We start from the raw sequence: 26,166 nt of genomic DNA, 5'->3' as shown, positions 1-26,166 counted from the left end.
GGGTTTTTGCGGAAGAACCCTAAATGACCGTGCAAATGGAGTTCTCCGGTCGGAATATACATGAAACACAGTTTATTTATTTATCTTTGTCAAATTTAATTTTTACAATTCACAATATATTATGTTATATCAATTACATATCCTGTAATACAAATAAATAACTTTCAAATTTTTAATATTAAGTAATCATTAATTAATATTGATATCCATGCTCTTTTACTCACGAAAATATAATAAAAAACCGATTGATCAAATTTAATTGAACAATCGGTTTTTATTTTTATTTTAAAACTGCAATGATTATATCCCGGATTTATTTTCGATAATTGTATTTACACATTCACTCGTGCATAAAACAGATAAAATATAACTGCACTGATCCCAGAAAAGTGTGCTTTGAAATATCGGAAACACTACACTGAATCGGTTCTTCCTTAAATTTGAGTAAATTCCTTGTTCTATAGAAGTAAAGCTCTATAATTTTCACGATTTTAATATGTATGCTTCAATGAATACTAAAAAAAGCGGAAGAGCCACTATTCAAGGGGAATATTCATTTAAGCCGGCTTTTGTAATTTCATAACTTTGCTCTTTATTGAATCACTGTGAATTCTTTCAATCTCTATTCTATCATTTGCTAATGCTTCTTTAATTATTTCTTTTATCCTTGGTTCTGAAAAACGAATTATATTTTTTTCCTCTTTATTAGAGCTATGATTTTTATTATCAATAATCACTAACTTTTTATAAAGATTTAAAACATTTTCGAATTTTCCATAAGTTAATTCTTTCAAATCATGATGTTCGCTTTTTATCTCTTTAATCGGAATATCTCGTCCAGCTAATGTCTGGCAATGAAAAACACCTGATTCTTGGCACAAGGATTCATCAATTACGACCACATCTAACTTTTCAAGATTATCTGCTGTCAGAACAATTGCTAGAATTGCATCGTATAAACAATCAATTGACTTTATAAAATATGTAGAAAGACAATTATTGTTTGTTCTAAATTCTTTCGTAACAAAATCTCCTTCAACATCCCTAATTGATTCAACTTCTTCTAAGGCTTGAAATTTTGCTCTTGATGAAATTTTTCTCACTAAATATGGCATTAATGTTACTCTCCATGTTTCTTAAGGTTTTCAATTACTTCCTCTAAATATTCATTTAACCATTTAGCTGAAGTTTCACTGTTTTGTAAAATACATATACTTTCCTTAGAATTCCAATTTTCAAACGCTTTTATTGCAAAGTCTTTAACTTCAATATTTTTATTTGAAAACCCAGCCATTGCGATTGTTTGACCAATTGGCTTTATTTCATTATATTCAAAATGTGAAATGATATGTAAAATTCCAATACTTGTATTGGAATTACCGATATATGTGGTAAAAACATCAGCCAGCCATAACATTGTCTTTAAGATTCCAATCTTTGGGATAACCTTACTTCTAACAAATTTTTCTGATCGTGGTGTGATTCCTGACTCAAATATATCTTCAGCCATTATTTCAAAAATTTCTTTAGTAAATGCAGGGTGTGAGTTATCTATTATCGACACTTTCTTAATATCATTGATCTCACTCCCAATAGAACTTTTATCAATTAATATTTCCTGTTGCTCTGCACTAGTATTTTTTTTATTTGTGTCAGTAAAATATAAAAGATTCGAATTGTTATCTCTTGCAATAGAATTATTTGGGTTATAATCTTCAATTGCAGACTCTAGTAGATATGTATTATTTTTAATTGGGTTATAATCTTCAATTGCAGACTCTAGTAGATATGTATTATTTTTAATTAAGTATTCATTTTTAGACTTGCTTTTACTCATAATGAAACCAATCCTTCAATATTTACTACTAAATCTCCAATCATTTTTACACACCTATCACCAAATGCACCTAAATTTTTGATACCAAATCTTATCGACATATTATCGGGTTTTGTATTTATATCAAATACTAAAATAATTCTAACTGGATCATCGATCTTATCTAATTTTCCTAAAGAAATATTAGTAATTACATTTAACGATTCGGTTTTATCATTTATTTCAATATTATCATTTCCATTTATCATTAATGACCAATCGTTACATAATTTATCATTATAGAAATTTAAAGGATTAATCAGTTTATTTTGAAAATCATCAATTTCATCACTATTTAATTTTTTCATTACTCTTCTACAGTTAACTGCTAGCCTACCGCCTTTTAAGTCAAAGGCTGATAAGGCTAAATCTAATATTTTCTTTGAAAAATCCACTAATTCTTTTATTGACTCCTTCTGTACTTCACCATTCACATCTGATCCATTATAATTAGCGTCAATGCGATCAGGCATAAATAAAATTTCCCACTTTTTACTTATAGACATCATTTTTAATCTTGTCTCGGTTATTAATGTATTAATTGGGAGTTCAATTTTTTGAATTTCAATAGTACTAGGTATGAAAATTTCGCCCTCAAATCCTTTAAATGCATCCATTAATATTTGAATTGTATTCATACCAGGTTTTATATGTTCGTATGTACCAAATATGCTCATTTGATAATTTAGAAATTTCCCCATAAGACTTAATCCTTTCCAAAATAATATGATATTTATTATATAACTAAAATTACTTAATTGATACACTTAAAATGAAATTAATTAATATATTTCTATCTTAAATCTTACATTTTAGCGTATTTTGTCTTATTCTTACTATTTTCTTGTTAATTTACTTCTTTAATAATTAAAAAAGACAAGCTAAAGATTTAAATAATTGCAATTGGATAATTCTATATTCAATGATTATCAAAGCCATTTTTATGGTAACTGATATAATAATCCTCTGTTGTAAAATAAGAATGCCTTTTTGCAAAAGATACTTGCAAAAAACATCTGTTCTGGACAGTATTATTTACACAGCTACAATTTGGATTAAAGCACTTATCGCTTACTTATCAACACCATTTCTAAAGTCATCCTATGAGTTGATATTTATATGTGATATACTGATTTCAAAATTATTTCCTATTTTAATAAAGGAGTGCTTATATTTGAATATAGAAAATTACGTTGAAACAAAATATCGAGAATTATTGCTGAACCTGAATACTGAGTTCATTGATTTATACACTTGGTTTAAATATCCAAAGTTAGAAGAAGTTCTTGCTACACTACATTTTATAATAATTAATTCATTCAAAAAAATGAATGAACGATTACCTACAAAAGAATACACTGCTCACTTTTGGGCAGATCCAAGTAGAGAACTCTTAAAAGCAATCGATCTTTCAATTGGGTTGCAACAAGCATTAAAAAGCAGTACATATTCTTTTAATATAGATCCATATTACATTAAACTGTTTACTGATTCTCGCAAATTTCTCTGTACTAGCCTTGGTAGTGAAATACCCCCGCATATGGATAAAGTTGAGTTGTATTTTACTTCGCCAATATTTGTGACAAATAATCCAATTACTGTGGTTTCTGGTTTGGATAAAATAAATTTTGAACTAAAACCCATTGGAGAAGGATCATATGCAAATGTTTATAAATATAAAGATACTTTTTATCAGAAGTGGTTTGTTTTAAAAAGAGCAAAAAAAGATTTAGATAATAAAGAATTGATTCGCTTCAAAAGAGAATTTGAACAAATGAAAGAATTCCATTCTCCATACATTGTTGATGTACACCGATTTAACGACACTTCAAACGAATATATAATGGAATTTATGGATTGTTCTCTATACCAATATATCGAAAAAAACAATAGTAAATTAACAAAACCACAAAGAAAAAGTTTACTAAATCAGGTTTTAAAGGCGTTCCAGTATATTCATTCTAAAAGTTTATTGCATCGAGATATTAGTCCAAAAAATGTTTTAATTAAACTGTATGATGATGTTCCTGTAGTAAAAGTAGCCGATTTTGGATTAGTAAAAATTCCTAACAGTGATTTAACTTCTATTAATACAGAATTCAAAGGTTATTTTAATGATCCAGCATTGATTTTAGAAGGATTTGATAACTATGCAATAGTTCACGAAACCTATGCTCTTACACGTCTAATATACTTTATCATGACAGGTAAAACCAATATGGATAGCATAAACAATACGAATTTAAAAATTTTTCTAGAAAAAGGAATGTCTTCCAATAAACAACAGCGTTTTCAGTCTATTTTTGAATTAACTGAAGCAGTTAAATATTTTTAATATCGTACTCAAATTTCCTATTTTTACTTCAGGAGGTAAAAGTGTTATTAGTTAAATTCTTTGCAGTAGATTGCAAAATTGAATCAATTGATCAATTCCAGTATATATCAAACATAAGTACTATTTTGGCATTATCTGGTTTTACCACCGAGTATCCATCAAATCAAACTAATGCTAATTTTATGATAAACAGTGCTATTACCCCTTTGGATGATGGAATATTTTTATTTGAATATATTTATCGTAATGCTATATTTCAGATAATCTATGAGTTTGGAACATATTCTACTTCAAAACAATTGGAAATTCAAATTTCTTCTGATGATTATATTATTAAACCTGAAAACAATTATCTTGAACAACTAAAACTAAAAATTAAAATGATAATCAAGCATGATTGGGAAAAACTGATTTGGTTATATGATAAAGATTCAGAGGCACTCTCAGTTGCACTCTATCCTAATATTTATAGAACAGAAAATATGATGAGACAATTTATCAGTGAGGTAATGAACAAAGAGTATGGGGCTAAATGGTGGGATCTGTTTGTCCCTATTGTGATTAAAGCCAAACATAGAGCACGAGCTGTTGGATATAAAACAGTAGTACCGGGTTTTAATAATATAGACGAACGATTATTGTCAATTGATGTAGGAGATTTACTAGACATTTTACAGATGCAATTAAAAAAATGGAATCCTAGGTTTGATACAGAAATAAATGACATGTTAGTTGGAAAAAAACCAACTAATAACGTACTAATGGAAAAGCTTTTGGATAAACAGACAACAATTGTTACTGACTTATGGAAAGAGCAATTTTCACAATACTTGCCAGAGGAATTTTTAAAAGAAGCTCATATTTTTGAACTAAATAGAAATCATGTAGTTCATAATAAATTGATCGATAGAATTGCATATAACAGTATCCTTCTATCTATTGAAGTTGTGGATATAGCGCTAAATAAAGCGCTTAGCTTCCTAAGTATAATGATTAGATCAAAAGAACAGATAGATAGCCTTGAACGCGAATTCTTACTACAAGAGGAAGAAGAAAGAAAGTCTACATATAAAGAAATTATTGAGTCGGAGGCAAATATTAAAATTCGCGATTTTGATGAAATATTAAATTTATTTAATGACATGCTTTCAGATTTACACACTCATATCATTGAAGATTTGCGTTTCCGTTCCGATCTGAATATCTCAGATTACCAAGACATTGACTCAGATTCGAATGAAGGGCAATTATTTGATATAGAATACAAAATAACTGGAACAATCGCAAGAATATATTTTGGCTTGAATATTGATGATTCACCAGGATCATCTAGTCAAGTGAAAATATCCTTATCTGATGGAGAACATACAATAGTTGAAAATTTATATTACACAAATGGTGAAGCAGTATTTGATACTGAATTAGGATACTATATGCCTGAATGTTATGATGAAATTTCTGACACTGATGAATTGCGTGATTCTATTATCGCCTATGTAAACGAACATTATGAAAGTTTACCAGAAAAAGTTGACGCTGATATGTATTTTATAATCAAAGATGGTGGGAATAACCCTATCGCAGATATACCTTGCTGTGAATGCGGCAATGATTATATATGTATCGATGAGAACTATGCACCTTTTGGAAAATGTTTAAGTTGTGGTACTCAAAATGAAATTCGTATTTGTGAACGCTGTAGCTGCTATTTCGAGCAAGAAGACGATGGTGAACTGGGAATTTGTCCTAATTGTTTTGATCTGATTAAATTCGAGTAAAAATTTACATTTTGAGTGACCCTAGTGTTGAGAAAAGAAAGTAATAACTATCAAATTGATATTGATTTGGAAAAATTGAATAGAAGATATAAAATCATTTTATATTGAATAAATAACATCATTCGAAAAATAGTATTTTCAGAAGATATATTCTAGGATTATTTACCATTTTTATTTACTAGTTACACTTCAAACCTATGACTATTTACGGATTATATTTCAAAATACCTAAAATTACCACTTACACTTCAAAATATATTGATGTGTAAGTGGTAATTTAGAAAATAGAATGGCTTAAAACTATGTATTTACATGATATTTATTTACTAGGTATACTTCAAAGTACACTTTTCATTTTTATGCTGTTTATAATAAAAAAATTTAACCGCTTTTCACAGCTGATCATTTTCTGACTCCCTGCTTTTCCATCTCAAATTAATTTAATTTCAAATGATTTGGTATTCGCAGTCAACATCTGATAATAGCACATAATTACTTTTAAAAAAACAAGACTTTCAGTGCAATTTTTTCGCACTAAAAGTCTTGATCTCGCATTTATGAATAATTGCTTTTTTATTCGTTTGTCCGTTCTCTGATAAAGAAATGAATCGGTGTTCCAAAGAAATCAAAAGTCTCTCTGATTTTGTTTTCCAGGTAACGTTGGTATGAAAAATGTACCAGGGTTGCATCGTTAACGAAAACAACAAAGGTTGGTGGATTTATAGCAACCTGAGACGAATAATAAAGCCTTAATCGTCGACCATGTTTGGATGGCGGTTGTTTCATAAGGACAAACTCGGCCATGGCTTCATTTAGCTTACCAGTGGTAATCCGTTTTGCGCTTTGGGCTTTAACATACTCAATGGTTTGAAATATTTTTCCTAGTCGCTGACCGGTCTGAGCTGAAATGAAGATAATCGGAGCATAGGTCATAAAGGAAAGCATATCGCGAATATCATCTTCCATTTTTTTCATGGTTTTATTATCTTTTTCGACCGCATCCCATTTGTTGACAACAATAATGGAAGGTTTTGCTCGATTATGAGCAATTCCGGCAATTTTTGCATCCTGCTCGGTGATTCCTTCGGAACCATCAATGAGGATTAAAACCACCTGACTTCGCTCCACTGCGGCAATGGCACGAACGATACTGTATCGTTCAATATCTTCATATATTTTCTTTTTTCGCCTTAGTCCGGCGGTGTCAATTAAAACGTAATCTTCCCCATCATAACGCACATTGGTATCAACCGCATCCCGGGTTGTTCCGGGAATATTGCTGACAATCAGACGATCTTCGCCTAAAACCTTATTAATCAGGGTTGATTTTCCAACGTTTGGTTTTCCAATTACAGCAACTCTTAATCGATCATCTTCTTCTTCCTCATCATTATAATGACGCTTAATATGATCGATGACTTCATCAAGAAAATCCCCGAGTCCAAGACCCTGTTCAGCGGATATGGCAAGCGGTTCGCCCAATCCCAGATTATAAAATTCAAAAATGTTGTTTTCCAGAGTTTTACTGTCTACCTTATTAACGGCCAGCAGAACATCTTTATCATGTTTACGAATCATGTTGGCAACTTCTAAATCTGTTCCGGTGATCCCCTCACGTCCATCAACCATTAAAATAATAAGATCCGCCATATCGATGGCGATCTCGGCCTGGATCCGCATCTGCAGAAGGATATCATCCTTGGCGTGTGGCTCAATCCCTCCTGTATCAATGAGTGTAAAATGGTGATTCAGCCATTCAGCATCGGCAATGATGCGGTCCCGGGTAACCCCTGGGGTATCTTCTACAATTGCAATTCGTTCTCCTACTAATCTATTAAACAGAGTGGACTTTCCAACATTTGGGCGTCCTACCACTGCAACAATTGGCTTTGCCATAATTATTCTTCCTCACTTATTATTCTTAGAATCAGGCTTTCGCCATTTACCGGTACCCCAACAGCCTTGATATCAAGTGCTTGTCCCAGAGTTTCCAGTGTCCAATCATCCAGTAATATATTTGTACCGCTTCTTAGCGCATTTTCAGGAATAAGCAAAATATCCCTTGGATTTGCTTCCAATCCCGGTTTTAACTGCTCAATGATATCCTGACCGGTCATCAATCCTGATACGGTAATGGCTTCACCAAAAAAATCATTCGTTAAAGCATAAATTTCAACATCGATTTCCGGAATTTTCTTTTTCATTTTTTTTATGAGCTCCCGCAGATAATCGTAAGCAGCGGTTCCGGTGACAATGCCGACTTTAGGAAAAAACTTTTTGTCTAACCCTTTATGGAGCCAGCTCTCCAGTCCTTCGTTAAATGATTCTTCAAAATCCGATAGCATTCCTACCCCATTTTCAATCTGGGGGAACCCATTATAATAGGTTGGTCCCGGAATTGATACACCGGCTTTAAGAAAAAATTCATCACTGGGATACACAAACCCATCTCCGAATTTTTCTTCCATCTCAGTGTGAATCTTATTAATAATATCGATTGTTCTTTGGGCTCCAGCCTGGTCAAACCCTTTGATTTCAAGGAGTCCTTGTCGATGTCTGGAAATTCCCACCGGAACCACTGAAACGGATTGAAGGGTAGGATAATAGGCCTTTAAATCCGCTAATGTTTTAATTAATTCCAAATCATCATTATATCCCGGTACCAGTACGATTTGTCCGTTCATTTGAATCCCATTTGCCTTAAAAGCGTCAAGATATGACATCACATCCCCGGCAAAGCGATTATTCAGCATTTTACAACGCAATTCCGGGTTTGTGGTATGAATGGATAGGTTCATGGGCATAATCCGATACCGGATTATCCGATCCAATTCAGCCTTTGTCAGATTGGTCATGGTGATGTAATTTCCGGTGAGAAAAGAAAGACGCTCATCATCATCTTTCACATAGAGACTTTCACGCATGCCTTTTGGCAATTGATCAATAAAACAAAAGATACAATTGTTTTTACAGGTTTTTGTTCCAATCATCTCTTCTGTGAAAAGAACACCCAGATCCTCCTCAAAATCTTTTTCGATTTCAAGCTCCCAGATTTCTCCGTCCGGTTTTTCAATTTCTACCATTAATGTTTCATCTGCAATTAAATAGCGATAATCCAGGACATCCATAATCTGGGTTTTATTTATGGTTAGCAGCTTGTCCCCTGCCTCAATTTCCATTTCATCCAGTATGCTGTTTTCAAGCACACCCTCAATAATAAATTTTTTCAATGCTATCTCACTTGTTTCTTTACAATTTAAAAACTGCCCGCAAAACAAGCCGGCAGATCTCCACATCTATTATATAGTATTTTACCATAAAAAAAAACCTATTTAAGTTTTTTTTCGAAATACATGATGAATATCTCTATTTTTTATTCCTTCCCCACCGGACAGGCTACCATACAAAGGCCGCAAACAGCCCCGCGGCCAATATGCTTATAAGCATCCTTCATATGCTGGCTGCAGCTATAGGCATCATAAAGCGCATTTCTTGGCAGTCCCAATTCCCAAAGCTGGCCTTCAATGGCCATGGCCGGACAAGCCGTCACACAGGCCCGACAGGTGCCGCATTCGCTTCTGGTTGTCGGTACGCCAACAGTTAATGGAGCATTGGTAAGGACCGTCCCCAGTCGCACACGAGGGCCATAGTTCCGGTGAATAAACAAGGCACTTCGGCCAATCCACCCTTCACCGGATAATACAGCACCGGTTTTATGTTGAAAAGCGCCGGTGAATGCATCATTGGGGTCCGCGACGGACTGAGAAGCGGGAATGGCTAGGGAGGGGTATCCCCGATCTTCCAAAAATAAACTGAGACGCAGTGTAATATCATCAATAAGACGATTTACAGTCCGGTAATGACTAAAATATGTTTGGGTGGGTTCATATTTAATTTGATCTAAAACACCCTGGGATAGTCGTATAAAAATCGTGATGCACCGTGAATAACCCATTCTTTTTTCTGCGGTTAATACTTCAATGTTCGAAAAACTCAGTTCAGTGGCGCCCAGGGATTTCCCAAGGAATCTGATCGATTTCTCAAAGAGCTGCTGATCTTCTTCTTTTTGCATTTTTTTCCTCTTTTTTCTATAGAAATAACCACATAAACCTTGGAATATGTTACAATATTTATAATAATCAAAGGTGGTGGTACGAATGCTCTTTAACTCTGAGCAACAGGCTGAAAACAAACTCATTATATTATATGTTTTAAAAAAAATCAAAACCTCACTCACCCGTGAGCAAATCGCACTGATTGTCATTGAAAATTTGCAAATTAGTTATTTTGATATTCAGTTATATATTGATGATCTCATAAAAGATGAATTTTTGTCAATTTTAGATTTTGATGGAAAGTCAGCCCTTACCATAACACCCATGGGCAAAGAAATCCTTAAAGTCTTCAAGAATAAAATACCAGGTTATATTATGGATATGATTAATCTTTATCTCCAGGAAAACCGAGAAAAAATATTTAAGGAGGTTAAAGTTACTGCGAACTATCAGGAAAAAGGTGCTTCAGATTATCTGGTCCAGTTAAAGCTCCATGAGAATAACGTGATACTCATGGAAATTAGCCTCAATGCGCCAACTGTAAAACTTGCTCTTGATATTTGCGACCGTTGGAAAGAAAATACCCAGGAGCTTTATGCTTCGGTACTCGAAGTCCTTACCCAGCCCAATAAAAAAATATAAAAGGCTATAAAAAGCTTTAATGAAGCACCTGTCTGCTGGTTATCAATTGCTATTTCCTTATTGGACACCACCTCGGTGAACAATCCAGGATTGCAGTGATCAATTCAGCCCAGGTGCTTTTTTCAACATTCCTTTTTTATTGTGTTGTTTTTATGTTTAGTTTTTTTCTCAGCATTGGTCCTGCCTGTTTTGTCAATTCTACCACCACCAACGGCATTAATGATCCGATTATAACCACAAACCACTGTACGGCATCCATCCCAACAACATGAAAAATTGGTTGCAATATAGGGATTAGCAGTACTGACAATTGAAGTGCCGATGATATTGCCAAGGCCCCCCACAAATATCGATTGGTGAACAGCTGTGCTGAAAACAAGGATTTTTTTTCAGACCGAACATTGATAGCATGGGTCAGCTGGGAAAATGCCAATACTGCAAAACACATAGTTCTTGCAACATCAACACTGTAATTAACTAAACCAATTTGGAAAACCGTCAATGTTATCATCGCCAGAATAATTCCATGAAAAATAATACGTCTTCCCAAACCATGAGCAAAAACGCTTTCCTTTGGGCTCCGTGGTCTTTCATTCATAATATTGGGATCATTTTTTTCAACCCCCAGGGCAAGGGCAGGCAAACTGTCGGTAACAAGATTAATCCATAAAATTTGAATGGGCAATAAAGGTTGGATTAAACCTACCATAGTTGCAATAAAGAGAATTAACACCTCAGCAATGTTACAGGATAAAAGAAAGTGGATGGATTTTTTAATATTGGCATAAATGCCACGGCCTTCTTCCACCGCTGAAACAATGGTTGCAAAGTTGTCATCCGTTAAAATCATTTCTGCGGCTTCCTTTGAGACATCGGTCCCGGTGATGCCCATGGCGCAGCCAATATCTGCTTTTTTTAGAGCCGGTGCATCATTGACACCATCCCCTGTCATGGCAACAACCTGGCCTTTCTTCTGCCAAGCCTCGACAATTCGCACCTTATGTTCAGGAGCAACCCTGGCATAAACTTTAATGGCTTCAATTTGATGCTGCAATTCTTTATCCGTTAGTCTCGCCAACTCAACGCCTGTTAATGCGATACTGTTTTCCTCGAAAATATCCAATTGCTTTGCAATGGCAACCGCAGTGTTCTTGTGATCACCGGTGATCATGACTGTTTTAATGCCCGCTTTTTTACAAATCCGAATGGATTCCTTCACTTCTTCTCTGGGTGGATCAATCATACCTGTCATCCCACAGAAAATGAAGTCATGTTCCAACTCCTCAAATGAAATCTCCGGTTCGATATCATACTTCTTATAGGAATAAGCAATAACCCGATAGGAATCATTGGAAAGTGCGTTGTTGCTGGAATGAATTTTCTCAGTAAGCATGTCGTTCATTGGAACGATCTCATTGTCGGTGAAAAAATATCCCGCTCGTTCGATCATAACATCCGGTGCGCCCTTGGTGAAGCTGTACCAGCATTCATCTATTTTATGCACGGTGGTCATGAGCTTACGGCTGGAATCAAAGGGCAACTCCGCAATCCTTGGGAATTTCTTTTCCTCGGTTATTTTATCATAATCCAGCAAACCCCCAAAGGCAACCATCGCTACCTCGGTTGGATCACCCATTTCCTGAATGCTATCCTTACCGGTCACAATGGAAGCATCATTACACAGGAGTCCAATTTGCGCCACCATTTTTTCTGGTCCACTCAGGGTCTTTTCTTTTAGCTCTGAAACATCCATAACCTCGCCGTTAGCATAGACCTTTTTGATGGTCATTTTGTTTTGCGTTAAGGTGCCGGTTTTGTCTGAACAGATCACCGATGCACACCCCAGGGTTTCAACCGCTGGAAGTTTTCGAATAATCGCATTTTTCGCCACCAGCTTTTGAACCCCAATCGCCAAAACCACGGTAACAACCGCTGGTAATCCTTCGGGGATAGCTGCAACGGCAAGACTCACAGCTGTCAGAAACAACAAATAGGGATCGCCTCCCCGAAAAAGTCCAATTACGAAAACGGCAATACAGGCAACAATCGCCCCAATGGCCAAAACCTTGCCAAGTTCATCTAATCGCTTCTGAAGTGGCGTTTGTATTGTTTCGGTTCCTTGAATCATCCCTGCAATCTTGCCAATTTCTGATTTCATGCCGGTAGCTGTCACCACGTACTTTCCCCGGCCATAGTTTACCATACTGCTCATATACACTGAGTTTTTCCGATCGCCCAGAGCCGTCTCCGGATCTTTTATATCAGCGACTGATTTATGCACCGGCATGGACTCACCGGTTAAGGACGATTCCGTAATTTTTAATGACGCTTCCTCAATTAAGCGTCCGTCTGCCGGAATAAAATCTCCGGCGTCCAGAAAAACAATATCCCCGGGAACCAGGTCCTCTGATTTTATGATTTCTCGCTGACCGTTTCGTAAAACCTTGGCCTCTGGAATGGTCAGTTTTTTTAATGCTTCCATGGAATCTTCGGCTTTTTTTTCCTGGACGGCACCAATAAGAGCATTGATAAGGACGATGATCAAAATTAGAATCGTATCGCTTATTTCTCCCAGCAAACCAGAAATAATTGCCGCAGCGATCAGCACCAGAATTAAAAAATCTTTAAACTGGGAGACAAACATAATCCCAAAAGATCGTCTTTCCCCTTCATCCATTTTATTTTTTCCATGGATTTTACTTCGCTCTTCAACTTCACTTGAATTCAATCCTGTTAATGGGTTCACTTTTAAGGTCTCTTCGATTTCCATTGGTGACAATAAAAAACTTTCATGTATTTCCAATGCACTTCCTCCTTAATCATATAAGACCTTTATTTCCAATTATTTGTCTACTAAACAAACATTGAGAAATAAAGGTCTTATTTTAAGCTTTCTTATTAACCAATCAGAGCTATTTTAGCGCGATTATAATATCAATGATAGAGGATAGAATTATTTTTGGTAATAATCCAGGCGTTCCATAACCTTTTCCATTGTTTCAATATATTTCCGTTGTTTTTCACGTTCTTCCTCAACCACTTTTTCCGGTGCTTTATCGGTGAAGCCAGGATTGGAGAGTTTTTGATTTACCCGATCAAGTTCTTTTTGAAGTTTGTTTTTCTCATTTTCCAATCGTTTGATTTCTTTTTCCTTATCCACCAGTTCATCTAAATTAAGGAAAATTTCAACTTCATCTACCACAGCCGACACAAAATTTTCGTCGATTTCTGCTTTGGTAATAAGCTTAATGGTCGATACCGATGCCAACTTTTGAAAATAGAGGAGTGATGCTTCCATGAGCTCAACCCGTTTTTTATTTTTAGAAATAATAAAGAGCTGCGTTTTTTTGGAATTTGGCACATCCATTTCAGATCGGATGTTTCTTATACTTCTGATGACTTCCATTAAAAAGACAACTTCTTTTTCATCCTCAGGAAAAACAAGAGTTTCATCAAAATGCGGCCATTTGGCAATCATGATATCACCATCGGTTCCTGGTAAATAGCTGTTGATTTCCTCGGTAATAAACGGGGTAAAAGGATGTAATAATCGCAGAATGGTATCTAAAACCATGCGTAATGTGTATTGAGCGGCAATTTTCGTTTTATCTTCATCGCCATAAAGTCTGGGTTTTACCAATTCAATATACCAATCACAGTACTCATTCCAGGCAAAATCATAAACCTTTGAAGCGGCGATGCCCAGCTCATATTTATTCATATTATGATTCACTTCTTGGACGATGGTATTCATCCGGCTTAAGATCCATTTGTCGGTATTTTCAAGGTGAGCCAATGCCTCATCCTTTTTATCCATAATATCATCATCCAGATTCATCAAAACAAAGCGGGCGGCATTCCATATTTTATTTAAAAAATTCCGACTGGATTCAACTTTTTCATCCTGCCAGCGGATATCATTGCCTGCGGAATTTCCTGTGATGATGGTAAAACGCAGTGCATCGGCACTGTAGCTTTCAATAAGTTCCAATGGATCGATACCATTTCCCAGTGATTTACTCATTTTCCGACCCTGGGAATCCCTGACCAATCCATGAATGTAAACATCTTTAAATGGCGGCTCGCCCATTTCATTAATACCCATAAAAATCATTCTGGCAACCCAGAAGAAAATAATATCATAGCCGGTGACCAACACCGTTGTGGGATAGAATTTTTTCAAGTCTTCGGTTTCGTTTGGCCAGCCCAATGTTGAAAAAGGCCATAATGCCGAACTGAACCAGGTATCCAAAACATCTTCGTCCTGGGTAAAATGAGAACCACCGCATTTTGGACAGGTTGAAGGCATTTCTTTGGCAACAATCATTTCCCCACAGTCGTCACAATAATAGGCTGGAATGCGATGTCCCCACCACAATTGCCGCGAAATACACCAGTCTCGGATGTTTTCCATCCAATTGTAATATATTTTACTGAAACGATCCGGAATAAATTCAGTTTTCCGGTTCCTTACGACGTCCAATGCCGGTTTTGCCAGAGGTTCCATATGGACAAACCATTGCTCGGAAGTCATGGTTTCCACAGTTGTGGAACAACGGTAGCATTCCCCAACATTATGTTGATGTTCCTCGATTTTTTCAAGCAGGCCCAATGCTTCCAGATCTTTAACCACTGCCTTTCGACATTCGTAACGATCCAATCCCGCATAGATACCAGCCAAATCGTTCATGGTTGCATCATCGTTTAATACCCGAATTTGTTCCAGATTATGGCGAAGCCCCACTTCATAATCATTGGGGTCATGGGCAGGCGTCATTTTAACCACCCCAGTGCCAAAGCTCATATCCACATAAGTGTCTGCAACAATTGGAATTTCCTTATTTAATAATGGCAGAATAACGGTTTTTCCAATCAAATGCTGATAGCGTTCATCATCCGGATGAACAGCAACCCCACTATCGCCCAACATTGTTTCCGGTCGAGTGGTGGCTACCGTCACATATCCTTCGTCATTTGGCAGAGGGTACCTGATATGCCATAAATGTCCCTGTTGCTCGGCATATTCCACCTCAGCCTCGGATAAGGCGGTCTTACAGGTTGGACACCAGTTGATAATCCGGCTGCCCTTGTAGATAAGACCTTTTTCATACAGGCTCACAAAAGATTCTTTTACCGCCTGACTGCATCCCTCATCCATAGTGAAACGTTCTCTGCTCCAATCGCAGGAGGCCCCCAGTTTTTTTAATTGATCGGTGATCCGTGTTTTATAGGTCAATGCCCAATCCCAGGCCCGTTCCATATAAGCATCCCGGCCAATATCCTTTTTTGTTTTGCCTTCTTCTTCACGAAGCTTGTCCACTACCTTAACCTCGGTAGCAATGCTTGCATGATCGGTTCCCGGCAGCCACAATGCCGAATAGCCATCCATTCGTTTGTAACGGGTCAGGACATCCTGTAGGGTGCCATCGAAGGCATGCCCCATATGGAGCTGTCCGGTAATATTGGGAGGCGGCATCACAATGGTAAAGGGTTTGCCATCCGGGTGAATCTCGGGTTTAAAATAACCCTTACTTTCCCAATCTGCATAGGTTTTATCTTCAACTTCTTTTGGATTATATGTTTTCGACATTTCTTTTTTCATAGTTCACTCACCTGCTGATTTCTCAATAGTCTTCTCTATATTGGTTTTTATTAAATCCTGGCACAGCTCAATGGTTTTACTCATGGAGCGTTTAGCTGCTTCTTCTGACATATTTTCGGACATGCGTTTAATAATATATTTATTCTCAAATAAGAAATCAACCATTGAAGTCAAGTCCTTAATTTTGTTAAGCTTAATGGCCATCCCACCATCCACCAGGTAATCTGCATTTTCTTCTTCCTGGCCCGGGTAATAGAATGGAATAATCATCGGAATATTTTTAACAATCGCTTCTGTTGATGTCAACCCCCCAGGTTTGGAAATAATGGCGTCCGAAAGGTCCATCAGTTCTGAAATATTATTAGCAAAACCATAGATCTCGACAATCTTATTTTCAGAAGCATCGCGCTTGTTAAGACTGCGGATTTCTTTTTCAATTTTTGCATTATTCCCACAAACAACAATAATGCGAATCTTTTCCCTGACCTTCAGCAGCGAAGAAAATGCTTTTTCCATTTGCTTGCTTCCCAGGCTTCCGGCCATTAATAAAATGGTGCCGGCAATATCAGTTTCTTCCTTTGGGTCAAGACGATTGTTTTTAAGAAATGTTTGACGGATGGGTATCCCATAAGGATAAATTATTTCAGGGGCAATTCCCTTGTCAATCATGGTTTGCTTGGTATAATCACTCCCGACCACATAGGCGTCAATCATCTTTTTTAGATAAAGGGTATGAATTTTATAATCTGTAACAATTGATAAAACAGGTACATCAAAGGCATTATGTTCTTTGAGAGTCCCAAGGACATTGGTAACAAAGGGATGAGTTGTAATAATCAAATCAGGATTTCCCGCTCGAATCAAAGGGACAATTTCCGGGTTCATAACCTTTGTGAGCACCTGAAAAATCCCTTGCTGGAAGCGATTCATGTTATTAAATTGATTGTACATCTGTTCATATAATTTTGGAACATTCACCACCATCTGCTGATAACCTTTAGTTATGAGTCGATCAAGGGTTACATTGCTTTCCTTGAAGGCATCATAAACCTCGGTTTCAAAACCAGCATCATCCAAGGATTCTTTTAAAGATTGAGCTGCTAAATTATGACCAGCACCAGTTGATGCTGTAAAAATAAATACCTTCGACATCTTTTAACCTTGGCCTAATCTTCAAAATCTTTGGTAAAGAGATAATTAACACGCATCAGTTTTCCGCCAATTGCTTCTTCTCTTCTTTTTTCGAAAAAATACATTCCACCAAAAACAGTTAACATACCTGCGGTAACCGCAGCCAATCCTATAAATAATTTTTTCAACATGTAATCCTCCAAATATGACCGGATTAACCGATCATTTTATTTTTTTATAATATCGCTGAGAAAAACGGTTCCAATTTCTTTACCCTCTAATATTTCATATAAGATACTAGACGATTCACCGGATGCAATAATCATATCAATGCCGCATCCGGTGGCATACTTTGCCGCACCCAGCTTTGTTATCATTCCGCCGGTTCCAAGACAGGAAGCCGTGTTTCCAGCGCTTTTCATAATGTCACTGTCAATAGTCATGACCGTTTTTATAAGTGTGGCCTCAGAATTTTCTGAAGGATTGTCGTCATACAATCCATCCACATCGGATAAAATCACTAACAGCTCTGCGCCCACAATATCTGCTGTCATAGCGGAAAGAATGTCATTGTCGCCAAAGCACTCTTCCAGAATTTCATCAGTGGCAATACAATCATTCTCATTTACAATTGGAATGATTCCCCGTTCAATGAGTGCACTAAAGGTATTCATTGCGTTATTGCGCTTAATTGAATGCTTAAACACATCCTTAGTTAATAAAATCTGTCCCACGGTTTGATTGTATTCATCGAAAAATTTATGGTAAATCTGCATTAACAACCCTTGTCCAACTGAAGCCGCGGCTTGTTTGTCTCTCAGCTTTTTAGGCCGTTCACTCATATCCATGCGATTCATTCCCGCACCGATTGCGCCAGAGGATACCAGAATCATTTTTTTTCCGCTATTCTCAAGATCTGTTAATACTCTTGCCAGGTTATCCAATTTCTTAAAATCAAGGGTTCCGTTGGGATGCGTGACAGATGTAGTCCCCATTTTTACGACAATGGTTGTTGCATCTTTTATTTTTTCTCGCATTAAAACCTCCCAATCCTTTTATCTTAGTTTATTATTATATCAAACAATTCCTAAACATCAAAATACTTTTTATGGTTTAGCTGCATCCTGTGGTTGTACCGCAGTCCAGACAAATTTTGCAGGTGCCATTACGCATTAAACGATCGCTGCCACATTGGCTGCAGGTTTCGCCATATAAGATTTCTCCCTGGGGATTTTGATTGTAATCTGACACAATAATACCATCAGCCATTGATTTATGAACAAGATTTGCCTGATTCATCATAGTAAAGTTTTTTGGTTTTACCTGACAATTTGAAAAGTCCCCGTGCTCAATATCCAGGACTTTACTGATCAAATCCGATATGGAGTACGCAAATTTAATGTAAGGATGTCTTGAAACAAATCCCGAGGGTTCATATTTTTGTCCCCGCAGCATCTTCGAAATTTGATCCGGTGGGATATGGTATTGCAGCATGTGAGAAATGGACTTGGATAAGGACGCCAACAAACCTTTAACCACGGTTCCTTCTTTATCTGTTGAAACAAATAGTTCCGCAATTCCGCCATCATCATAAAATCCGATGGTAATATAAAGTTCGATGTCGCTGATTTTTGCAGCGTGAGTTCGACTTAAACGCATGCCTTCGGGACGAATGCGATTCGGTACCTTACTGGATCCTTCTTTAACAAGTTTAAGCAGTTCTTCATAGGAATAATCCTCAATGGCTTTTTCTGTATCATCTGCCATTCCGGAGCTCAGCGGCTGGGATGCCTTGCAGGCATCCCGATACACGGCGATGGCCTTAGTTCCGGTACGGTATGCCAATAAGTGAATGTTTTCAACATCTTCAACACTGGCTTCATGTGTCAGATTAACGGTTTTTGAAACCGAACCACTGATCATTGGGGTAATGGCGGATACCATTAAGACATGACCCATGGGCGAGATTGTATTGGCTGTATCAAAAACCGCCAGATGTTCCGACTTAATATGCGGTGCGCCGTGAACCCCTTCGTGAAGGAAATAACCATTGCCGTCTTTCTCAATCATGTAGGTTAATATCTCACTGATTTCCCGGGTGCTGTAACCCAGGTTATCCAGAGCAATTTCCATCACTGGGTTCACTATTTCCATGGACCCGCCGCCAATAAGCCGTTTAAAAACCACATGATTATAAAAAGGTTCCACTGACGTTGAACCACAATCCATGGCAAAAGAAATAGTACCGGTTGGGGCAATTACAGAGACCTGAGCATTACGATAACCATAGGCTTCGCCAACTTCTTCAGCACTCTGCCATGCTTCTTTTAGCTGAAGACTGATTTCTTTGAACCCCATTTTCTTTAAAAGCTGATGGTTGACTTTTATAGGCTCATAATACAGTTCTTCAAATGCGTCATTTCTTGCACCGGCAACCCGACTATGGTTGCGAATTACCTTTTTCATATGGGGCTCATTGATCTTATACATCGGAAAAGCCCCGATCTTTTCTGCCATTAATCCGGAAACGTTATACGAAACACCGGTCATCAATCCCGCCAGCCCCGCAATTAACGCACGACTTTCGGGGGAATCATAAGGATGACCCAAGGCTAGCAAAAGTGAAGCGGCATTTGCAATCCCCAAACCGGTTGTTCGAAACAAATAACTTTTTCGTGCCACATCTCTGGTTGGAAATTGTCCATGAAAAATAGAACCTTCCAAGGCGCACTGAATTAAGCCCACAAGATGAACATAGCTTTCCGTTTCAAAACTATTATCTTCAGAATTAAAAAATTGAAAAACATTAATGGATGCCAGATTACAGGCCGTATCATCTAAAAAAGCATATTCAGAACAGGGGTTGGTTGCATTAATACGGTTTCCCTTTTCACCAATGATTCCATTTTCCCCTCCGGGACAAGTATGCCAGGCATTGAATAAATCATCAAACTGAATCCCCGGATCGGCACATTCCCAGGTTGCGGTATTCAGACTATGCCATAACTCTTTTACTGAAACGTCCCGATCAACGCTGCTGTCAACGCGTCCCTTGAGTTTCAGTACATGATCCGGTTCATTTTTCAAATTAAGAACTGCCTTCATGAAGTCAGCGTTTAATCGAACCGAATTATTGCTGTTCTGCCCACTTACGGTTTGATACGCTTCACCATCCATGGATAAATCATATCCCATTTTGCCAAGAGCTCTGACCTTTGTCTCTTCTTTAACCTTCCAGTTAATAAAGGTCTCGATTTCCGGGTGATCAATGTCGACGATCACCATTTTAGCCGCACGCCGGGTAGTACCACCTGATTTTATAGCTCCTGCATTACGATCCAAGCCCTGCAGAAAGCTCATCATTCCCGAGGACTGCCCCCCACTGGTCAGACCTTCATTAACACCGCGGAGGTTCGAGAAGTTCGTTCCCACACCGGATCCGCCTTTGAATAACTTGGTTTCACTCACATAATGTTCTGAAATAGAATGATCTCCCAAGAGGCGATCCTGGATGGATAAAATAAAACAGGCACTGGCCTGGGTCCTTGTATACCGATCTTCAGATTCTAAAACCTGACCGGATTTTTCATCATAATAATAAAGGTCATCCTTGGACCCGCTGATTTGATAGTTTCGCATAAGTCCGGTATTAAACCACTGTGGAGAGTTAGGTGCCCACATTTGTTTTAGGAAAGCATAAGCAAGCTCATCATAATAAATCTGCCATTCTTCCCTGGTTTCAATAAGACCTTCTTCCATCAGCGCATCTGCCCAAAAACCCACCAGACGATCTGCAATTTCTCGCATACTGTGTTCATACCCAAGCTTATTGGGGATCCCTTTGCGTCTGAAATATTTGGTTGCTATGATATTACAGGCATTTTGTGAATAATCCTCTGGAAATTCCAAATCCTTCATCTCAAAAATAGTTTCACCGGTTTTATAATTTTTAAGGATAACATCAACGATCTGCCACTGGAAAAGATCATAAACTGTCTTTTCTGAGTTTTCCAACTCTTTTGTAAATACGCGTTTAAAAATTTGATTCAATTGTTTCAATTATTTATTTCTCCTTTTTTTAAGTACAGCATATAGTAATGCCATCCTATTATAATCCTATATATAGTACGGCACAATGTTTTTTTATGTATTGATTTCTTTGTTTTCTATTCCAACAACAAAGAAAAGGCTCTGGACAGAGCCTTTGTGGTTGGCGATAAACTCATTCTGGCGACAATGGTAAATCATTGTCTGCGGTATGATCGTACCGGCTGGCAACCGTTCGCCATGATGCAGACAACTGATGTTACGCTTGTCCCCAGGCCTTGCTTTGCTGCTTTGGGGCCATTCATTTATGTAATTTAATGCTTTATTTAATCTTAACCTTTTGTCCGATCTTGCTCTCCCGGCCTTGAATAATCCGGCCAATATTTTTTCGATGCTGATAAAAGCTAAAGAAAAAGAGCACAAAGGCAAAAATAATTTCTTCAATGGATCGGCCAAAACCGATGGTAAGAATCGGCAGTGTTGCCATCCCAACCAGGGATGTCAGCGACACCATTTTCCAAACAATTAAAACAATGATCCCAATAATAATGGCAACTAATGTAACCTGCCAGTCATAGGTCAGAAAAACACCCAATGAGGTTGCTGTTCCCTTTCCCCCACGAAATTGAAGAAACGCCGGCCAGTTATGACCAGCCACCACGGCAATACCACCAAGGATAATGTAAATCGCATCCAGACCAAGCAGTCGCCCGGCAACAATAACCAGACTGCCTTTAAGCGCATCGAGAATGAAAACCGGCAAAGCGTAGTTTTTACCCATGACCCGCAGAACATTGGTGGTACCCGCGTTGCCACTGCCATAATTCCGCACATCTTCTTTTTTGAAATACCTAACCACAATATAAGCAAAATTGAGGTTTCCAATTAAATATGCAGCAACAACAAATATTACACCCATTAAAATCATTTATTTACCTCCTTTAAAATCATTGATTGGACTCTTCTTTGACACGTTTAATGAGGATCATAATCTTTTCCAGAACTTTATCATAATTTTCCTTTTGGTGGGGAAAATCACAGTGACTGCAATTTTTTATACCTTTTTCGGTATAGACAAAATTACCGCCACAGTCTCTGCCTAATGCATACAAAGGGCAATAACAAAAGAGACAATTAAAGCTATCGCAATTCTCCACCTTATGACAGGGGAAGTATTCACAAGCGATATTTTGAAAAAATTTAAAATTTTCGCTTTTAACTTCCATTTTAGACCGCATCCATCCCTGCATTCAAGGCTTTTATATTGAGATCAACAAACTGCTCTTTGATATTTCCCCGAATAATCTTTTCCCAATCAATGTCTGTAAGCCCCATGGCTTTAACAACAGATCCCAGGAGAATAACATTCATCACCTTAGCGTTTCCCAATGCTTCCGCCATTTTTGTGGCGGACATCACACGGTAATTCGCCTTACTTGCGATTTCCTCGATGATTCCCTCTGGGTAGGTATTTGCTCCGATAATAACAGACAATGGATAGATTTCCGTGTCATTGACAATGATCTTTCCACTTGGCTTTAAGTATTCCAACGAACGGAGCGCTTCCATTTTTTCGAAAGCAACTACAATATCCGCACTCCCGATTTCAATAACCGGGGATTGAACATCGTCACCATAGCGCACAAGCGAGGACACCGACCCACCGCGCTGACTCATTCCATGAATCTCACTCATTTTGACATCGTATCCGGCTTCCATCAAACCAATGGTTAGGAGTTTCGCCGCAAGAATTGTTCCCTGTCCGCCGACGCCAACTAAAACAATATTTTTTGTTTCCAATTATCTTACCTCCACTTCAATGGCTTGTTTTGGACATATTTGTACACACACGCCGCAGCCAACACAGATATCTTTGAGAATACCTGATTTTTGATTCATGATATCAAATGCCAAAGCAGGACATCCTGACTTCAGACATTTTTTACATCCAATACAGTTATCAACGTTAACCGTGCAAACATTTTTAAATGCAGATGGAAATTCTGTCTTATCCTGGGTTGATAATTTTTTAAGTACACATGGCCACCGGGTAATCACAACTGCCGGACCATCTGTTTCCAGCCCCCAGTTTATAGCTTCTTTTACCTCTTTGAGATTGTTTGGATCAATGGTTTTAACATTCGTCACGCCACAGGCAGAGACAATCGCCTGAATGCTAAGCTCCGGTGAGGCCTCACCCTTAAGGTCATAGCCGGTGCCAGGGTTCTGCTGGTGACCTGTCATTCCGGTGATACGATTATCCAGGATAATCGTTAGCGTATTACTCTTATTATAGGTAACGTCCATGAGACTGGTAATGCCAGAATGAAAAAAAGTTGAGTCGCCTAAAACTGAAACCACTTTTTTACTGGTATCTCCTTTTATATCAAATGCTCTCTGAACACCATGTCCGGCACTAATGCTTGCACCCATGCAGATCATGGCATCCGTAGCATTGTAAGGGGCCATAAGACCCAACGAGTAGCATCCGATATCACTAAAGATCATAATGTCTTTGCGTTTGCCCAGATCGTAGAAGATCCCACGATGAGGGCATCCTGCACAAAGAGATGGTGGCCGGGGCAGTACCATATCAGGGTTTGGCTGAATAATTGGTACGGTTTCCCCCAACAGGACTTTTCGTACACGATCCGGTGTAAGCTCGCCCATGGCAGGCAGCATATCTTTTCCGATACAGTCAATACCTGCAGCTTTTATTTCCCGTTCCATAATCGGATCATTTTCTTCAAAAATATACAGGGTTTTTTTACCCTTTGAAAAATCTCTGATTTTTTCCATGGGCAGCGGGTAACTGAACCCGATTTTCAAGTAAGAGGCTTTCTTACCAAATACTTCTTTGGCATATCGATAAGCAACACCGGATCCGATAACCCCAATCTCCGAGACATTTTCTTCGACATAGTTAAAAGGCGAATTATTTGAATAAAATTCCAAACGTTTAAAATTATCAGCAAGCTTTACCTGCATACCCTTTGCAAAAGCAGGTAACGGACAATATTTTCGAATGTTTTTCTCATAGGGCTTATCCGGAATTTCAACGCGATCCTGACACTCAACAATGGATTTCGAGTGACAAACCCGGGTGGTTACCCGAAAAAGAACCGGCATGTCATATTCTTCACTGACAGTATAAGCTTCTTTAATCATATCCTTGGTTTCCTGGCTATCCGAAGGCTCAAACATGCACACTTTGGCATGTCTGGCATAATTTCGATTGTCCTGTTCATTCTGAGATGAGTGCATCCCCGGTTCATCAGCTGAGACTAAAACCGCTCCTCCATTTACACCAAGATAGGCAAAGGTGAAAAGGGGATCCGTCGCAACGTTCACCCCGACATGCTTCATAGCGCAAAGTGTTCTTATTCCACCGATGGAGGCACCGGCAGCGGCTTCCAAAGCAACTTTTTCATTTGGAGCCCATTCCGATACAATCTCATCATAGGTTGCCACATTTTCTAATATTTCAGTACTGGGAGTTCCCGGATAAGCTGTGGCGAATTTCACACCTGCTTCCCAGGCTCCTCGTGCAATGGCTTCATTTCCAGTTAATAATTTTTTCATTTCTTTTTTCTTGCTCCTCTCTGGTTTCACAATGACTTTCCTTTGGTTGCAATATAGGCACCAAGGGCAATAGAATTTAATTTATTTTCAAAAGAATCTGATCGTGACGTGAGGACAATCGGAACCCGGGCTCCCATGACCACGCCAGCCAACTGGGCATTTCCCAAGTGGGTCATTATTTTTATAATGGCATTACCGGTTTCTATCTCCGGGGCTAAAATAATATCTGCATCGCCGGCGACATTTGACACATAACCTTTTACTTTGGCAGCTTTTTTGGAAACAACCAAATCCATGGCCATAGGACCGTCAACTATAACATCCTCACCAAAATAACCGGTTTCCCCAAGTTCTTTAAGGGCCTGGGCATCCACGGTGGCCTGCATTTTCGGATTCACTTTTTCTTTGGCAGCTAAACATGCAACCTTAATTGGATTTATCTCTAAAATTTTTGCCAAATCCAATGCGTTTTTAATGATCCCTTTCTTTTTCTCAAGATCAGGCGAGATAATCATTCCACCATCGGATAAAATCAAAAATTTATGGTACGTGCTGATTTTAAGTACCATCACGCTGCTGAGAAGTCCCCCAGCCATTAATCCATGGGTTTTGTTAATAACAGCTTTCAAAAAAATAGAGGTGTCAACAAGACCCTTCATGATAAAATCTGCCTGGCCCTCGCGAACCATTTCAACTGCTTTTTCGCAGGCAGCACCGACATCCTCACTGTTAATGATCTGGATATCCTTTAATTCAATTTTTTCTGACTCACTAATTTTCATGATATCCTGACGATTGCCAATTAAGATAACCTTAACCAACTGATTTTTTTTTGCCTGTGAAACCGCTTTAAGGATGTCAAGCTCAGCTGCGGCGGCAACAACAAGAGTTGGGGTTTGGCCAGCAGTAGACCGCTGCGCCAAGTCTTCGAAATTTTTAATCATATTTGACCTCTCAATTTTTCGTATGAATCATTATACCCTAATCAGTTCTATTTTTAAAGGCACAAATTTTTTGTGATTTTTTGTCAGGTCTTATTTAATGTTTTACAGCCAATATTTTTCTATTCTCAGCACCAGTATGTTTTCTGTGATTATTTTATCACGAGTTATGTTAAA

20 protein-coding genes are annotated in these 26,166 nt (G+C 38.0%); 3 read left to right on the top strand and 17 right to left on the bottom strand.

What is annotated here, in order from left to right; genetic code table 11:
- Nucleotides 1-557: 557 nt before the first annotated feature.
- From AKG39_RS10880 to AKG39_RS10870, 3 genes are read right to left on the bottom strand one after another with little or no spacing between them, the layout of a single operon-like run.
- On the bottom strand, nt 558-1,115 hold the full coding sequence (locus tag AKG39_RS10880; RefSeq protein WP_050740418.1) for a hypothetical protein: 558 nt from the start codon (nt 1,113-1,115) through the stop codon (nt 558-560).
- 5 nt (nt 1,116-1,120) lie between these two features.
- Complete coding sequence (locus AKG39_RS10875; RefSeq protein WP_050740417.1) at nt 1,121-1,837, bottom strand: hypothetical protein; 717 nt, start codon at nt 1,835-1,837, stop codon at nt 1,121-1,123.
- Nucleotides 1,834-2,553: a hypothetical protein gene (locus AKG39_RS10870; protein ID WP_160316172.1), complete on the bottom strand. Its 720-nt coding sequence runs from the start codon at nt 2,551-2,553 to the stop codon at nt 1,834-1,836. The genes AKG39_RS10875 and AKG39_RS10870 overlap by 4 nt, the downstream gene beginning before the upstream one ends.
- Before the next feature lie 497 nt (nt 2,554-3,050).
- Between AKG39_RS10870 and AKG39_RS10865 the strand changes: the two genes are divergently transcribed.
- Nucleotides 3,051-4,211, top strand: coding sequence for a protein kinase family protein (locus AKG39_RS10865; RefSeq protein WP_050740415.1), 1,161 nt, complete (start codon nt 3,051-3,053; stop codon nt 4,209-4,211).
- Nucleotides 4,212-4,252: 41 nt separating this feature from the next.
- Entirely contained in the window at nt 4,253-5,989 is a 1,737-nt protein-coding gene (locus tag AKG39_RS10860; RefSeq protein WP_050740414.1) for a hypothetical protein, read from the top strand.
- A 573-nt stretch (nt 5,990-6,562) separates the two neighbouring features.
- Here AKG39_RS10860 and der read toward each other — a convergent pair.
- The 3 genes from der to AKG39_RS10845 form a co-directional block, all read right to left on the bottom strand.
- Nucleotides 6,563-7,885: a ribosome biogenesis GTPase Der gene (gene der / locus AKG39_RS10855; protein WP_050740413.1), complete on the bottom strand. Its 1,323-nt coding sequence runs from the start codon at nt 7,883-7,885 to the stop codon at nt 6,563-6,565.
- A gap of 2 nt (nt 7,886-7,887) precedes the next feature.
- Nucleotides 7,888-9,219, bottom strand: coding sequence for a DUF512 domain-containing protein (locus AKG39_RS10850; RefSeq protein ID WP_242852596.1), 1,332 nt, complete (start codon nt 9,217-9,219; stop codon nt 7,888-7,890).
- 143 nt (nt 9,220-9,362) lie between these two features.
- Nucleotides 9,363-10,061 carry a 4Fe-4S double cluster binding domain-containing protein gene (locus AKG39_RS10845; RefSeq protein ID WP_050740412.1) on the bottom strand — a complete coding sequence of 233 codons (699 nt, stop codon included), beginning with the start codon at nt 10,059-10,061 and terminating at the stop codon, nt 9,363-9,365.
- A gap of 85 nt (nt 10,062-10,146) precedes the next feature.
- Here AKG39_RS10845 and AKG39_RS10840 point away from each other — a divergent pair, with 85 nt between their 5' ends.
- Nucleotides 10,147-10,686 (top strand): DUF4364 family protein, encoded by a 540-nt coding sequence (locus tag AKG39_RS10840; RefSeq protein WP_050740411.1) that lies wholly within the window; start codon nt 10,147-10,149, stop codon nt 10,684-10,686.
- A 136-nt stretch (nt 10,687-10,822) separates the two neighbouring features.
- Here the strand turns inward: AKG39_RS10840 and AKG39_RS10835 are convergent, their stop codons facing one another.
- From AKG39_RS10835 to AKG39_RS10785, 11 genes are all read right to left on the bottom strand, one after another.
- Nucleotides 10,823-13,456: a calcium-translocating P-type ATPase, SERCA-type gene (locus AKG39_RS10835; protein WP_126981297.1), complete on the bottom strand. Its 2,634-nt coding sequence runs from the start codon at nt 13,454-13,456 to the stop codon at nt 10,823-10,825.
- Nucleotides 13,457-13,639: 183 nt separating this feature from the next.
- Nucleotides 13,640-16,288, bottom strand: a complete 2,649-nt coding sequence (locus AKG39_RS10830; protein WP_050740410.1) for a valine--tRNA ligase — start codon at nt 16,286-16,288, stop codon at nt 13,640-13,642.
- A 3-nt stretch (nt 16,289-16,291) separates the two neighbouring features.
- Complete coding sequence (locus tag AKG39_RS10825; protein WP_050740409.1) at nt 16,292-17,440, bottom strand: MGDG synthase family glycosyltransferase; 1,149 nt, start codon at nt 17,438-17,440, stop codon at nt 16,292-16,294.
- 14 nt (nt 17,441-17,454) lie between these two features.
- Entirely contained in the window at nt 17,455-17,610 is a 156-nt protein-coding gene (locus AKG39_RS10820; RefSeq protein WP_050740408.1) for a hypothetical protein, read from the bottom strand.
- A 36-nt stretch (nt 17,611-17,646) separates the two neighbouring features.
- Nucleotides 17,647-18,456, bottom strand: coding sequence for a glutamate 5-kinase (gene proB, locus AKG39_RS10815; RefSeq protein WP_050740407.1), 810 nt, complete (start codon nt 18,454-18,456; stop codon nt 17,647-17,649).
- 76 nt (nt 18,457-18,532) lie between these two features.
- The gene (locus AKG39_RS10810) at nt 18,533-21,478 is read right to left on the bottom strand and encodes a vitamin B12-dependent ribonucleotide reductase (RefSeq protein ID WP_050740406.1); all 2,946 of its coding nucleotides are present in this window, start codon (nt 21,476-21,478) and stop codon (nt 18,533-18,535) included.
- Nucleotides 21,479-21,788: 310 nt separating this feature from the next.
- Nucleotides 21,789-22,394 (bottom strand): glycerol-3-phosphate 1-O-acyltransferase PlsY, encoded by a 606-nt coding sequence (gene plsY / locus AKG39_RS10805; RefSeq protein WP_083439512.1) that lies wholly within the window; start codon nt 22,392-22,394, stop codon nt 21,789-21,791.
- A 19-nt stretch (nt 22,395-22,413) separates the two neighbouring features.
- Nucleotides 22,414-22,692 carry a cysteine-rich small domain-containing protein gene (locus AKG39_RS10800; protein ID WP_050740405.1) on the bottom strand — a complete coding sequence of 93 codons (279 nt, stop codon included), beginning with the start codon at nt 22,690-22,692 and terminating at the stop codon, nt 22,414-22,416.
- A 1-nt stretch (nt 22,693) separates the two neighbouring features.
- Complete coding sequence (locus AKG39_RS10795) at nt 22,694-23,266, bottom strand: indolepyruvate oxidoreductase subunit beta (protein ID WP_050740404.1); 573 nt, start codon at nt 23,264-23,266, stop codon at nt 22,694-22,696.
- Nucleotides 23,267-25,048 carry an indolepyruvate ferredoxin oxidoreductase subunit alpha gene (gene iorA, locus AKG39_RS10790; RefSeq protein ID WP_050740422.1) on the bottom strand — a complete coding sequence of 594 codons (1,782 nt, stop codon included), beginning with the start codon at nt 25,046-25,048 and terminating at the stop codon, nt 23,267-23,269.
- A gap of 26 nt (nt 25,049-25,074) precedes the next feature.
- Entirely contained in the window at nt 25,075-25,992 is a 918-nt protein-coding gene (locus tag AKG39_RS10785; protein ID WP_050740403.1) for a phosphate acyltransferase, read from the bottom strand.
- Between the last annotated feature and the right edge of the window lie 174 nt (nt 25,993-26,166).

This window comes from Acetobacterium bakii (assembly GCF_001263355.1).
Taxonomy (GTDB): Bacteria; Bacillota; Clostridia; order Eubacteriales; family Eubacteriaceae; genus Acetobacterium; species Acetobacterium bakii.
Note: the sequence above shows the minus strand (reverse complement) of the source record. Positions and strands in the feature narration are given on the sequence as shown.

Coding starts and splice junctions, on each gene's coding strand:
- AKG39_RS10880 (WP_050740418.1), bottom strand. CDS start 1,115: ATGCCATATTTAGTGAGAAAAATTTCATCAAGAGCAAAATTTCAAGCC.
- AKG39_RS10875 (WP_050740417.1), bottom strand. CDS start 1,837: ATGAGTAAAAGCAAGTCTAAAAATGAATACTTAATTAAAAATAATACA.
- AKG39_RS10870 (WP_160316172.1), bottom strand. CDS start 2,553: ATGAGCATATTTGGTACATACGAACATATAAAACCTGGTATGAATACA.
- der (WP_050740413.1), bottom strand. CDS start 7,885: ATGGCAAAGCCAATTGTTGCAGTGGTAGGACGCCCAAATGTTGGAAAG.
- AKG39_RS10845 (WP_050740412.1), bottom strand. CDS start 10,061: ATGCAAAAAGAAGAAGATCAGCAGCTCTTTGAGAAATCGATCAGATTC.
- AKG39_RS10840 (WP_050740411.1), top strand. CDS start 10,147: ATGCTCTTTAACTCTGAGCAACAGGCTGAAAACAAACTCATTATATTA.
- AKG39_RS10835 (WP_126981297.1), bottom strand. CDS start 13,456: ATGGAAATCGAAGAGACCTTAAAAGTGAACCCATTAACAGGATTGAAT.
- AKG39_RS10830 (WP_050740410.1), bottom strand. CDS start 16,288: ATGAAAAAAGAAATGTCGAAAACATATAATCCAAAAGAAGTTGAAGAT.
- AKG39_RS10825 (WP_050740409.1), bottom strand. CDS start 17,440: ATGTCGAAGGTATTTATTTTTACAGCATCAACTGGTGCTGGTCATAAT.
- AKG39_RS10820 (WP_050740408.1), bottom strand. CDS start 17,610: ATGTTGAAAAAATTATTTATAGGATTGGCTGCGGTTACCGCAGGTATG.
- proB (WP_050740407.1), bottom strand. CDS start 18,456: ATGCGAGAAAAAATAAAAGATGCAACAACCATTGTCGTAAAAATGGGG.
- plsY (WP_083439512.1), bottom strand. CDS start 22,394: ATGATTTTAATGGGTGTAATATTTGTTGTTGCTGCATATTTAATTGGA.
- AKG39_RS10800 (WP_050740405.1), bottom strand. CDS start 22,692: ATGGAAGTTAAAAGCGAAAATTTTAAATTTTTTCAAAATATCGCTTGT.
- iorA (WP_050740422.1), bottom strand. CDS start 25,048: ATGAAAAAATTATTAACTGGAAATGAAGCCATTGCACGAGGAGCCTGG.
- AKG39_RS10785 (WP_050740403.1), bottom strand. CDS start 25,992: ATGATTAAAAATTTCGAAGACTTGGCGCAGCGGTCTACTGCTGGCCAA.